Origin of the sequence: Neobacillus niacini (assembly GCF_019749295.1) — a bacterium.
Lineage (GTDB): Bacteria > Bacillota > Bacilli > Bacillales > Cytobacillaceae > Neobacillus > Neobacillus niacini_D.
The window spans coordinates 98,196-111,837 of the sequence record NZ_JACWFG010000026.1; the positions used below are offsets into that span (position 1 = coordinate 98,196).

Sequence of the window (13,642 nt, forward strand, 5' to 3'; positions counted from 1 at the left end):
ACAGAAAGTTTCTAGTTTTCACCCAAATATTCGATGGCAAGCGCCATATAATAACGAATTGATTCTATGAACTTATCAATCTCCACATATTCATTCGGCTGATGGGCAAGTGTTGGGATCCCAGGACCTAAGATGAAAGCAGGAACCTGCAAATGAGGGCAGTACACGGATGCGTCTGTATAATAATTAACACCTGATGGCTTTAATTCCAGGTTAAGATGCTTTTTACCCGTTTCAATTGCAAGTTTAATAAAATCATCGGATTCGCTTGTACCCACTGATGCCATATTGTTTAAGACTTTTATTTCATGATTTGCTTTTGATTTTGCTGTAATAGACCTAATCATATTCTCCAAATCTTTTATAATTTGCTCATTGCTCTGTCCGGGAACTGTTCGGATATCAACAGTCATCCTGCATTGATCAGGGACAACATTTGTTTTCACTCCGCCTTCAATCGTTCCAATATTTAACGTTGGATGACCTAATACGGCGTGAGGTGTATATTCAAATTGATAGGTTTGGAGCTGATTGATCAATTCATTCATCATTAAAATCGCATTAATTCCCTTGTCCGGCATGGAACCATGTGCTGTTTTTCCATATATGGTGATTTCCAGCCATAAACACCCTTTATGGGCATGGAAAAGTTGGTTTTCGCTTGGTTCTGATATAACAAGGGCAGTGGCCTTGTCGATTTGTTCCTTTTCGACCACCTTTTTTGCCCCAAAGCCATCCACTTCTTCGCCTGCCGTGCCGACAAACTGCAACTTGCCATTCAGCTTCACTCCTGCCTCATCCAAATACTTCAAAGCAAGAAGCATGGCAGCAACACCGCCTTTCATGTCAGTCGCACCACGGCCAAATACTTTGTTATCAACCACTTCCCCGGAATACGGGTCATGCTCCCATTTCACCTTTCCCGGTGGAACAGTATCCAAATGGCCGCTGTATACCAGGTATTTCCCATTTCTACCCCCACTGTGATAGGTCGCAAATAGATTTGCCCGGTTGTTCCCTAAGTCATCTACTTCAACCTGGAGATTGGTCGATTTTAGATAGGTTTGTATCGCCTCAGCAACCTTTTTTTCATTTCCTGGTGGATTCACACTATTAATCTGAATTAATGACTGTAAAAATTGAACCGCTTCTTTTTCATCAATTCTATCAAAAACTTTCGATTGCAAAACTGACATAAAAGATACCTCCTTGTTTAGATAAAACTGCCCGTTTTTGGGTGAATCTTTAAACGGACAGTATCTTCCTAAATCTAGTTTTAACTTGAATGCTCCCCAAGCCAATCATTCAATATTCCATTCAATTTCCCCGTCATGGCTAAAGAAACGTGACCAGCTTCCACACGTAAATAGGTTTTATCTTTACTAGAAACTAAATCCATCAATGGCAGGCTTTGACCCTCGGGAATAAGGGTATCGTTTTTTGAACTGACAACCAGCAGATTCTCTTTTATTTTTCCTAAATCGACTTTTTGGCCATGGATAGTGAACTCACCTTTTACCAGTTTATTCTCTTTAAAGAGATCGATGGTTAATTGGCGAAATGCACCGCCTGTTAACGGAACATGACCACTATTCCATTTATTCATCCGCTTCCACTTTTCTACAAACCGTTTATCATTCGCCCTCGCTAGCAATGTGACATATGGACTGTTATAAATGGGGGAAGTCACAGACCGGAACATCGACTCAACATATGAAGGGGGAATGACCCCGTATAACTCAATCAGTCGATCCACATTAAACCCATCACCTTTTAGTGCTTCCTCCCATTTATCAGGGAGCGCCGAAACACTAAAATCGATAGGAACGGTTGCAACAATCAGGTTTCTAATTGGTTCTTCTGCAATAGCGGCATACATTGCTGCAAATGTTCCGCCTAAACAATAACCGATCAGAGACACTTCATCCGCTTTTGAATGCCTTAATGTCCTCTTCACACCTTTTTGAATATAATCGGATATATAGTCCTCGATATTAATATCTTTATCCTCATGTCGTGCAATCCCCCAGTCTAATAAATAGACATCGTAGCCATTGTTTACTAACCCTTCTATTACACTTGATCCCGGGGCAAAATCCAGAATAGATGGGGTGTTAAATAAGGAATAAATCATAAATATAGGAATCTCATATTTCTTTTCAACAGGCGCATAATGCCACAGCGTTGCTTTATTTTTCTTCCAAATCGGCTTTCTTGGGGTGTGATTTGCACTAAGCTCTGGCCCCATGATGGCATTGGTAAATTCTGTCCAACGCTCGATTTCTTTTTCAAAATTGAAAGCTGACAGATCGTTTGAATTCTCCGTTTCTATTGCCAATATTCTTCCTCCTTCCGTTTATTTAGATAAAAGTGCTAATTCACGTTCCTTGTTAGAATTATTTTCTTCCAAGAGCGCCCTAAGACTAACAACCTCTTCTTTTAAAGTATTCATCTCAGCTAATTCGCTCTTTAACGCAAGAAGTTCAAAGTGGATTTCGTCTATCTTTTCCAACTCCTTTTTATTTCTTTGCTGCTCTTTTTTAAGCTGCTTGATTTGCTTATTGGTGTCATGGGAAACCTCTATTAAACTACGGAACTCTTTTTTTGAGGATTCGATGGAATCCTGGACATCCCAGATTTGTTCCTCTAGGGCATCAAGCTTTTCTTCTGTTTGGATTGATAGTTTTGCTGCATTTACGAGATCGTTTTTTGTTAATAACTGCAAATGTTCGGCCATTAACTGTTGATTCTTTTGGAACATCTCCTGAAACCGTATTTGCAGGTCTGAAGCTCCCTGTGAGAAGTTTACATATTCACGACTGTTTGTCCATAAATGGATCATGTCATTCGCTTGTTTTTCCCAGTTATTCGTAAAGCTTTTCCATGTTTCATATGGATCAAATGCTTTGTTGTCTGCCATTTTCAGATTCCCCTTTATTTTTCTGAGTGCTTAACTTACTGCTTTCTTTTCGTCTAATTTGGCAGAAACCGGAGTGGTTTTCTTTTCCCTTAGAATCATTGCACAAATTGCCGCGATGGCTGAAACGATAGCAAAAAAGATAAATACCTTGCTAAAATCCTGTGATCCATTTGCCCCAACACTAACTAAATAACCTGCGATTAGCGGGGAGACAAAGGAACCCAATTGGCCAATTCCATTTGCTAAACCTGTTGCACTTCCGACAATCTCTTTTGGATAGCGTTTTGGTAAATACGCATAGATGGAGCCAAAGTTTAAGTTTACAAAGAAGCCCACTAGCAATAACAATGTCAGTAAAAGACCTGTATTTCCTTTTTCGACGGAACCAAGCATCCAGAGAACTGGAATACTTCCAAGATAGCCAATTAAGGCCACCGGCTTCATTCGGTGAACAACATTATCCATCAGCCATCCCCCAAGCATCATCGCGAAGAATGCCACAATATAAGGCGCAGATGCTAACAAGCCCATTTCCTTAAGATTCAACCCATGCTGTGTAACCAGGAATGATGTTAACCATGTGGTTGTTCCCCAATAAACAGCCAGCTGGCAAAATAAGCACAATGTAAAGACATAGAAATTAATATCTTTAATAAAAACACCGTAGCTTTTTCTTTTTTCTTCCTTGGACATCGTTTTAGAGACTACATTCTCTTCCTCAACATCTTGATCCTTACTTAACTTTCCTTTTTCAATCATTTCTTTAGGTGTATCTGCAACAAAACGCCATAATAGGATGATGGCTAGCAGACCTGGAATGGCAAGAACATAGAATACCGGTCTCCAGGCACCGCTAAAGAAGTAGATAGAAATACTGGTTACGATTACTGGGACGATGGCAGGAGCTACGGCCCAAGATGTTGCAAAGAATGATACGGCTCTTCCTCTTTCCTTAGTAGGGAACCAGTTATTGATGGCACGAATGGCAGGAGCAAAATGGTGTCCTTCCCCAAGACCCAAGCCGATACGAAGAGCAATAAACTGCGCGAAATTTTTCACTACTCCAGTTAATGCCGTAACAAAGGTAAAGACTACTACGGCAATATACATGACTTTTTTGGACCCAATTTTATCAGCCAGAAAACCTGCGCTGATTTGTGCCGCTGCATAAGCAAAGAAAAACACAGAAGCCAGCTGTCCGACTTCAACTGGGGTTAAGTTCAGATCTTTTTGAATATATGGTAGAAAGGTTAGGACTGCCATCCGGTCAAAATAGTTAATAATATAGACCAACCAAAGAATGACAAGAACCCAATACCGATATCCCCATGCTTTTTTCATAATAGTAGACATTTTCGCTCTTCCTCCTAGATAAGCATCTTTTATTTAATTTTCTTTTGGCTGAAGATTTCTTAATTCATTCTTTAAGATCTTGCCGCCTGGGTTCCGCGGCAGTTCCGATACCAATTCGATTAGTTTAGGAACCTTATAATTTGCTAATCTCTCTGCTGCGAAGTCTCTAATTTCGTCCTTATCTAAGATTTCACCTTCCTTTGGGACAATCACAGCTTTTACTACTTCACCAAAAAGTGCATCCGGAATGCCCACGACAGCAGCTTCTAAAACCTTTGGATGATTATATAGAACATTTTCTACTTCGATGGAGAATATTTTTTCACCGCCCCGGTTGATTAAATCTTTTTTCCGATCGACAATATACACAAAACCATCCTGATCCATCCTTGCTAAATCCCCTGACCGCCAATATCCATTGAGAAAAGAAGTCTGGTTAGCATTCTCATTGTTCCAATACCCCTCGACAACCATAGGACCTTTTATAAGTAATTCACCTACTTCACCAGGCATACAAGGTTTATCTTCCTCGTCAACAACCTTCATTTCCCCAACAGGAACTGGCAATCCAACTGAATCCATTTTGGCATCGTCATACCATTTTGGCATAATCGTTGCGGGTGATGAGGTTTCAGTCGCTCCATATGCATTATGCAAGTGGGCGTTCGGGAAATATTTTTTCAGCATATAAATAGTTTCTGAGGACATCGGAGCCCCGCCATAGGCAATACAATTTACGTTTGCATAACTGTATAAAGAAAAGTGGTAATGGGACATCATCATTATGTAAATGGTTGGGACGTTAAACAAAAAGGTAACATGTTCCTCCGCCGTCAATCGGATGAACTCTTCGGTATTAAATCTCCTCATGATGACAGAAGTCCCGCCTATTCTGACCATGTGAAAAAACTGACCGATTAAGCCCGTAACATGGAATAGAGGAACAGCGAGTAATGTCTTGGCTTCATGATTGGTGTGTAACACCATTTCATAATTCATTGCGCTGTGAATTGCCCCTAAATGACTGCCCATTGCTCCTTTTGGCAGTCCGGTCGTTCCAGATGTATACATAATAAATAATGGATCTTCTTCCGATACAACTACTTCCTCGAAGCTGGATGTTTGTTCTACTATTTCATAAGGGAGATAATCTTTTCGTTTTGATGCCTGATTTCCAACTAAGAAGAAGTATTCAATACTTGAAATGGAATCCTCATCTCTCATGGTTTCAACCTTATGCAGGAATTCATCATCGACAAACAAAATCCTGCTGCCGGATTGTTTCAGCATAAAGGTAAGTTCTTTCTCTTTTAATCTTGTGTTTAGCGGCACAGCAATGGCTCCTAGTTTGGCACAAGCAAAGACAAGCAGGCAAAATTCAATACTGTTTCCTAATAAAAGGGCCACACGGTCCCCCTTTTTAACACACATGGATTTTTGCAAGTTCCCGGCAATTCTATCCACTTTAGCTTTCATCTCTTTATACGTTAACCGGACCCCATTCATCACCAGGGCCTCTTTGTCTGCAAATTTTTCTACAGATTTCTCGAGCATCGAGAAGAGATTCTGCGGCCTATTTTGGAACACCTTTACTTCACGATTAAAGTGGATTTCCTTGGTTATATTCATGTTCGTACCTCCTGCAACTTTTGGATTATCGTGCGGTCCATCCTCCATCAACATTCAGCACCTGGCCGGTAACATATTTTGATGTATCAGAAGCGAAGAAAACAACTGGTCCTACCAGGTCCGATGTTTCACCAATTCGTTTAATCATGGTAGAGTTGATAATTTTTTCCGACCTTTCCGGATCAGAAAGCCATTCTTTCGTCATAGGCGTGCTGATATACCCTGGTCCAATGGCATTAACCGTTATGTTATAAGGAGCTAATTCTTCTGCCCAAACTTTTGTTATTTGGTTAATGCCTCCTTTACTGGCAGCATAGGATGTTTGAAACGGCATTCCAATGGATCCTAGAATCGAAGAGATATTAATGATTTTTCCGTAATTTTGTTTCATCATCTGTTTTGCAACAGCCTGCCCCACGAGAAAAATCCCCTTCAGATTTACTTCCAACACTGTATCCCAATCACTCTCTTCTATCTCAGGAAGTGGTTTTCGGATATTCATTCCAGCATTGTTCACTAATATGTCCAGCGAGCCGTATTGCTCCACAATTTGACTAACCAGCTGATCTACTTGATCCTTTTTCGTCACATCGCAAGGAAAATATGCAGCGTTAATATTCTCTTTCTTTAGCTGTGAAACTGCCATAACCCCTTCCTCTGCTCCCCTGCTGGAAATAATCAGAGTTGCACCATAATGTCCTAAAGCATGGGCCATTCCATAACCAATACCTTTACTGCCTCCTGTTACAAGTGCAACTTTTCCATTAAGATTAAAATTTGGTATGCTCATACCCTTCTACCCCTTTCCGTCCTTGCTTACAATTTTAAAAACTGACAATACTGTCGATGTATCCACTTATTCTACTTGCAAATAACGTGCCAACTTTTTAATAAAATAGAAAATTATTAATTTTTCGACAATATCTCACAAAAACAGATAAAATTCTAACTATTTCCACTGTAAAAACATGGAATAATACAGGTGTAGATAATAAAAAAGCCAGCAAATAAATGCTGGCCTTTCAAAACTTTGATTCCTTTTTTCATCAGAGTGTTAAACCTAACTTTTTCATTTTTTTCACAAGTGCTGATTGACTAATTCCTAAAGCCTCTGCGGCACGCCGTGTTGTTTTTGATAACTCCATCTGCTCTCTTATCATTTTTCGCTCTACATTTGCAAGGGTTTCTTTCAGCTTTCCACTTTCAGAATTTGTGTAGCCCTTACTGTGAATCATATAAAGCGGGAGTTCCTTTACCGATATTTCATCCTGATCGGTCATGACAGCCAGCCTTTCAATAAAATTTTCAAGCTCTCTTATATTGCCGGGCCAGTGATACTCTTCAAAAAATTGTAGAATTTCAGGATGAAAGCGTTTATTTAAATGATTCTTGTCATTGGTTCTATTTAAAAAATAAAAAGCAAGCGGAACAATATCAACCTTCCGTTCCCTTAAAGGAGGTACCTTAATAGGAACGATATTCAACCGATAATAAAGATCTCTTCTAAAGTCATTTTTGTTAACCATTTCCTCTAAATTCATATGTGTGGCGGATATGACCCTGACATCAATTTTGATACTTTTGGTTCCCCCCACACGCATAATTTCAAATTCCTGCAGCACCCGTAAAAGCTTGACCTGAAGGTCGATTGGCATGTCCCCAATCTCATCCAAAAAAATGGTCCCTCCGTGGGCGAGTTCAAATAATCCGGGCTTTCCGTGGCTGTTTGCCCCTGTAAAGGCCCCTCTTTCATAACCAAACAATTCGGATTCCAGCAGGTGGCTTGGTATTGCAGCACAGTTTACTTTTACCAATGGTTTGGCTGACCGGTCGCTTTCTTGATGTATGTAGTTAACAATTACTTCTTTTCCGACGCCAGATTCCCCTAATATAAGAACACCTGAATCTACCTTTGCTACCTTTCTTGCCAGATGGAAAACCTTCATGATTTCTTGGCTCTGAGCGACAATCCCATCAAGGTGCATTTGTATTAATTCTCTTTTTCTTAATTCTTCAATTTCATTTATGTACTGATCTGTCATTTTTCTAGAGTGAAGCAGTTCTGATTTTATTTGATTTAAGTCCGAAATGTCCCTTACATTGGTGACTACATAGGCGATTTTCCCACTCTTATCAAATACTGGACTTCCAGTTACTAAGAGTTCCTTATCTCGAACGGATTGGATAATAGTCACGGAACTCCTCTTTTCTAAAACCTTTATTGTAACAGATTCAGAGACAATCCCCTCCTTAACCACAGACGTCATATTCTTTCCAAGTAATTCTTCACTTTTAACACCAGTAATCCTTGAGTACGCAGCATTTACCATGATTCCATCACCATTATGATCTGCCACGTAAATGCCATCATAGCTAGATTGAAAGATAGAAACTAGAATGTTTACAAGATCAGACTGGTTTATATGATCAAGTCTCATACATTCTGATAAATAATCTGTATTTATAGATTCGATTGTCAATCCATTCCCCCCTAATAAGTATTTGATTTTTAAAAAAAGGAAGTGATTTCTTTTCGAATCAAATTTTCCGCCTGATTCGATAATGAATCATCTTTGTTATATTATTCTACAAAAAAGGTAAACATCCTTTAAAATAGAAAAGCTTCCGCAGCAGTTTCTCTTGTATTAGGATATAAAACTTTATTAAATTTTTAGAATTCCTTTTCTAAAGTGTGTTTACAACTTATAATGTAATGATTAATCATTCTGAAATTTCTAATAAAAATTATGCCGAAAAGTAAGAACGTGGAGTGGTGAAAAGATGGAGACGAGACAAATTCAATATTTCCTTGAAGTAGCAAAAAGAGAGCATGTAACAGAGGCAGCAGATGCATTGCATATTGCCCAATCTGCCATTAGCAGACAAATTTCCAATTTAGAAAAGGAATTAGGTGTAGAGCTTTTTATACGTGAGGGAAGGAGCGTAAAATTAACACCTCTTGGCAAAATTTTTTATGAACGAATAAAACAAGTGTGGTATTTGATGGAGGATTCAAAAAGAGAGATTAGAGAATATTTAAATCCTGAAAAAGGGACCGTTCGTATTGCATTCCCGATTAGCATGGCAGCCCATACATTGCCTCACATCATTTATTCCTTTCGTACTCGTTTCCCTGAAGCAAAATTTCAAATGAGCAATGCCCTTTATTACAAATTAATCGATGGTGTTGTAAATGGTCAATATAATTTGGCGATGATTGCCCCCATGCCAAATCTGGAAAAAGAAAAAAAGATTAAAGGGGATATTCTTTTCACAGAAAATATCGTTGCCCTCATCCCTCTTCATCATCCATTATCAGACCGGCCATCCATTCGATTACGTGATTTAATAAATGACCCCTTCTGCGTTCTTCCTGATGGCTTTGTATTTCGTGAACAAGTTGTTCAAGCATGTAACAGTGTGGGTTTTTCACCAAATATAGCATTTGAAGGGAAAGATATTGACGCATTAAAAGGGTTAGTATCTGCAGGTTTGGGCGTAGCCTTAATGCCTGAGATGACATTGGTGGATAACACACCACGATCTACTGTCGTTATTCCCCTTTCAGATTCGAGACTTACTCGAACAGTCGGTGTTATTTACCCAGCCGAACGTAATCTGCTTCCAACGGAAGAACTGTTTTATGAGTTTCTGATTGAAACCTATGAACGATTGAATGAGTTTAAAAATTAGAAGGCTAATTAATCCATGTTACAACACTAAGTGTCACAACTCCATTTTCCAACAAAGAGTTCTGACACTGGTTTTTTTAGATCAACATTTTTAATGGAAGCTATTTTCATTTTGCTTTAAAAAGGCATGTTACCCATTCGTTACTTTGTTTCTTTTCCTTCAAAGTGAATCCTGCATTTATAAATAAAGTCTCTACCCTATGGAAATTCCATTGGAGCATACCTGAGGTTATAAATGTAGTGTCCTTGCATTCTAAAAGTCTTTGGGCTTTAAGGATATCTATATTTTCCTGTGTTCCGATATTAAGGAAGATCCAATCATATTTTTTATTGATTAGATTTTTATTCTTGATTAAATCACTTTGAAACACATTCACCGGTTTCACACTATTTAATTCACACTGATACAAAATTTCCCGTTTGACCGGCTGGATGTCATATGTATCAATCGTACCTGCACCCTTTAGCGCAGCCGCAACACTTAGTACTCCTGAACCCGCCCCGATATCCGCAACTCGCAGCCCTGTAAAATCATCTTGTAATATGAAGGACAAGCAGTCTTTTGTGGTTTCATGATAGCCTGTACCAAAATTCCCTTGGGAGTCTAGTACAATCCGCTTTTCTTTGTCGTAAAGATTCCTTCTATCCGGCGTCGTGATGATCCAGCCCTTCTCAAGGAAAATGTCATCAAATGTCTTCTGGTAATTCAGCTCGTTTACTTCCTTAACCACTAGACTGGACTCATCAATGGCTAATAATTCTACTAACTGACGTCGTTCCCTTGCTTCGATATAATTATCTATGTAGATATTAAGTTCTGTTGTTTCATCCCTTTTCTCAACAAAGGCATAGCCGTTGGCATCTGTGACGACATCTAATGGAACCTCATAAAACGTTTGGTAGTAGCCTTTTTGGTATAAATGAGTAATGACTCTCTCGATTTTTTTTGTCGGGAGTCTTACGGTTATTTCATACATTGTTAATTCTCCTAGCACCTGGCATTATAAATCATACTTTTTATCATTATCGCCAGTTGAACGGAAATGAAAACGTCTTACATGACAAACACTGAAAGCATGGTGAAGGAATTCACATCATGTTTCTATATAACTCTCAATTCATCAACAAAGAATAATTAAAATTTTTACAGGAACAATAGGTATGTAATAATTAATGGCAGGAGGCTAACATTGGTGAAGTCTAACAACGAGAAATCGAAGAGTGAATTAAATAAAATGGAAGAGTTTTTACTTGATAAAACCGATAATGTACAGGTTGACAAGAATATCACTTCCGCTAAAGATGGATTTCGGTACGATTACAATGATTCTTCTGATTTTAATGAGGGTAATCTCTAACCATGTTGAACTCATGATAAAATACGGTGAAACCATAAAAACAGACAGAAAACATTCCCTGTCTGTTTTTTCATGTCTCAACTAGTAATTTCTCTAAATTTTTTTATGCCATGTCTATTTCAAGTTCACGAATTGCTGTCACCTTAATGGTTTTAATCTCTGCAATTTGTTTATTGATTACCTCAGCTCTTGCTGCCATTGGTGAATCACTCTTCACAAAGCTGCCTTCTTTTAATGGCGAGATATAAATATACATTCCTTTTGCTAATAGGTCTTGTTTATGCTGGTACAGGCCGATTTCCCAAGTAGTATTATTACAAAAATTATCATGAATGAGCTCACCATCGATAAACGCATACCCAATATCGCCGACATAGTCAATTTGAAGAAGAAGTTCCTTTACATCGACAAAAGCCTCGGGCTGAAAATCAATCACAGCTTTATTTTGGTTGACCATTTTTACTTCTAAGTCTGTACAGGTTTCAATGAGTGTTTTCTTATTTACCTGGAATAAGCCATGGTTCCCACTAGAAATTTCCTCTCCCGCAATTACAATCGGGGAATTAAAACCAGGAAATGATTTTATTTCAACCGTCTCTAGACCTTCGCATTCTAGTCTTATCTTTTCTTCACTTACCAGTATGGCTGCATTCGTAATGATAACCTGTTCGTTCCCTTTATATTGAAACTTCCAAAAATTCAAGCTTTGTTCATATGTCAACGTACAAACATAAAGCCTTCTACCCGATTTCAATGTGATATCAACCAGACTAATCTCCTCATTACTTACTTGTATCAACGTATGTTCATCAGAAATGATATTTCCTTTATCTACACTTACCTCTAGGATCTCATCACTTTCAAAATAATACTCACCATTCATTCCTTTAGGAGTAAAGAAGAAAAAGTATGTTTCACCCTCATGGTCTATGCTTGTTAGTAATTGAGTGGTTGAATACTTAAGATTAATACCTTTCAAATCCAAATTAAATGGAAGGATACAGCACTCATCCTTCGTTAACGACATACTGCCGGTTTTAGGAAAGCATATTTCTTCATTCTCAAGGTTAACTGTAATTGAAAAGTCTTTTTGGTCTTTTGTTTCGACATGGTCCTGATAATTATTAATAAAAACAAATCCAGAATCTTGATGTGCTCTTACAGCAAACCTTAACGTTTCTATATCATATGGATCCAGATTTCTCGTATCATAGGGAAGGACTGTTTTCGTTCGACAGAAGCTTTCCTCCACAGTTTGATAAAAGTAGTGTTGACGCTTTAATCTTTTATATGACTCTCTTATTTGTCCAAATTCACCAATTGGCGCTTGGTAGTCGTAGGAGATTTTAGGTGTAGCATTCTCATTTAAGAAAGGTGTCTTTTTCCCCTTCGGATTTGAGCCGCCATGAAAAACATAGTAGCCAACAAAGTTACATCCACCGGCTACCTTCATTTCTGCCATCGCATCAACACTTTCATATGGCAGCTTGAATCTATATTTATAGAAAACGGTCATACCGCCTCCCATTTCACAGCAGGCAAATGGCAGACTCTCAGGACTATAGGCAGGATCAAACCCATAGTTCTTCTGATGGTTGTTATGGTAGTCTCTAAAGATAAATTCAGGAGTAGCAGGGTGCTCCTTCACATCACCATAGAAAATCCATGGCCAAAACGCGTAGCCTCCCCATAATGGGAGTACCTCTTCAACAGGTGCTGCTGCGCCTCCCCAGCCCGTACTCGTATAGATGGGTGTTTCTATTCCAGCTTGGATGGCTAACTCCTTTAGTTTAACAATATGTGCCTCTCCATCTCTGCCGCCGGGTAACCACTCATTACCGGTTCCATTGGTTATTTCCCACGGTGCACCTGCATGTTCATACTCATTCTCAATCTGGGTTCCGATGATAGGTCCACCCTCTTTAAAGAGATACCCTTGAATCTGTTTTCCGATTTCTTGATAGAACCTTTCCACATATGTCAAATATTCTTGATCATTTGAACGAAGCTCAAAGGGTCTCCCGAAGAGCCAATCCGGTATTCCGCCATTTCTTGCCTCACCATGTGCAAATGGACCAATTCTCAATATGACTCTCATACCATGCTTCCCGCAAAGCCTGACAAATTCCCTGAGGTTCTTATTTTCTTCCCATTCAAATATTCCTTGTTCCTCTTCATGATGATTCCAAAAAATATACGTTGGGATAATATTAATCCCACCCATTTTCATTTTAATGATTTCATCTTCCCATTTTGCACTATTATATCGGCTGAAATGGAACTCACCGCTTATGCCGAAAAACGGCCGGCCATTTTGCTCCATATAGTAGTTTGTAAAGCTATAACTTTCTCCTGCTAAATTGGATCCACCAAGTTTTGGCTCTAGTGGGTATATCTCTTTTTGCGTATTTTTAACATCGATACTATATGCTATCATAAAACACTTGCCTCCATCCAATTGGCAAACAGGTTTTTGACCTAACCCGCTTTTTGTTCTCAGTTATGACTGAATGTAAATTTTACTGGTGATTGAAAAATAGGCGGAGAAATTCCGGTTAGATTGGGAAATACCCATATTTCCTTAAAGATAAGCGGAGTTTTTCCGCTTATCTTATCCAAATCGTTGGATTTTGGTCTTATTTAGAGCCGTTAACCGGAATTTCTCCGCTTATATCTGCTCATTAAGCTGC

Annotated in this window: 11 protein-coding genes; 2 read left to right on the forward strand and 9 right to left on the reverse strand. The window is 38.8% G+C overall.

The genetic code is table 11. The annotated features are described in order from the left end of the window. Positions 1-11: 11 nt before the first annotated feature. From H0184_RS25340 to H0184_RS25370, 7 genes are all read right to left on the reverse strand, one after another. Positions 12-1,196 (reverse strand): M20 family metallopeptidase, encoded by a 1,185-nt coding sequence (locus H0184_RS25340; RefSeq protein WP_221830052.1) that lies wholly within the window; start codon positions 1,194-1,196, stop codon positions 12-14. Positions 1,197-1,276: 80 nt separating this feature from the next. Beyond that, positions 1,277-2,338 (reverse strand): alpha/beta fold hydrolase, encoded by a 1,062-nt coding sequence (locus H0184_RS25345; protein ID WP_260631789.1) that lies wholly within the window; start codon positions 2,336-2,338, stop codon positions 1,277-1,279. Between the two features lie 18 nt (positions 2,339-2,356). Continuing rightward, entirely contained in the window at positions 2,357-2,920 is a 564-nt protein-coding gene (locus tag H0184_RS25350) for an MreC domain-containing protein (protein ID WP_221830054.1), read from the reverse strand. 30 nt (positions 2,921-2,950) lie between these two features. Beyond that, positions 2,951-4,273: an MFS transporter gene (locus tag H0184_RS25355; RefSeq protein WP_221830056.1), complete on the reverse strand. Its 1,323-nt coding sequence runs from the start codon at positions 4,271-4,273 to the stop codon at positions 2,951-2,953. A 33-nt stretch (positions 4,274-4,306) separates the two neighbouring features. Continuing rightward, positions 4,307-5,902: a class I adenylate-forming enzyme family protein gene (locus H0184_RS25360; protein ID WP_221830058.1), complete on the reverse strand. Its 1,596-nt coding sequence runs from the start codon at positions 5,900-5,902 to the stop codon at positions 4,307-4,309. A gap of 25 nt (positions 5,903-5,927) precedes the next feature. Continuing rightward, positions 5,928-6,692 carry an SDR family NAD(P)-dependent oxidoreductase gene (locus H0184_RS25365; protein WP_221830059.1) on the reverse strand — a complete coding sequence of 255 codons (765 nt, stop codon included), beginning with the start codon at positions 6,690-6,692 and terminating at the stop codon, positions 5,928-5,930. A gap of 256 nt (positions 6,693-6,948) precedes the next feature. Continuing rightward, entirely contained in the window at positions 6,949-8,382 is a 1,434-nt protein-coding gene (locus H0184_RS25370) for a sigma-54 interaction domain-containing protein (RefSeq protein WP_221830069.1), read from the reverse strand. A gap of 301 nt (positions 8,383-8,683) precedes the next feature. On the opposite strand from H0184_RS25370, the gene H0184_RS25375 reads away from it, so the two are divergent. Continuing rightward, the gene (locus H0184_RS25375; RefSeq protein WP_221830070.1) at positions 8,684-9,595 is read left to right on the forward strand and encodes a LysR family transcriptional regulator; all 912 of its coding nucleotides are present in this window, start codon (positions 8,684-8,686) and stop codon (positions 9,593-9,595) included. Positions 9,596-9,701: 106 nt separating this feature from the next. Here H0184_RS25375 and H0184_RS25380 read toward each other — a convergent pair whose 3' ends face one another. Beyond that, on the reverse strand, positions 9,702-10,571 hold the full coding sequence (locus tag H0184_RS25380) for a 50S ribosomal protein L11 methyltransferase (protein ID WP_221830072.1): 870 nt from the start codon (positions 10,569-10,571) through the stop codon (positions 9,702-9,704). 213 nt (positions 10,572-10,784) lie between these two features. Here H0184_RS25380 and H0184_RS25385 point away from each other — a divergent pair, with 213 nt between their 5' ends. Next, entirely contained in the window at positions 10,785-10,952 is a 168-nt protein-coding gene (locus tag H0184_RS25385; protein WP_221830075.1) for a hypothetical protein, read from the forward strand. Positions 10,953-11,055: 103 nt separating this feature from the next. Here H0184_RS25385 and H0184_RS25390 read toward each other — a convergent pair whose 3' ends face one another. Continuing rightward, positions 11,056-13,389 carry a beta-galactosidase gene (locus tag H0184_RS25390; protein WP_221830077.1) on the reverse strand — a complete coding sequence of 778 codons (2,334 nt, stop codon included), beginning with the start codon at positions 13,387-13,389 and terminating at the stop codon, positions 11,056-11,058. Positions 13,390-13,642: the final 253 nt, after the last annotated feature.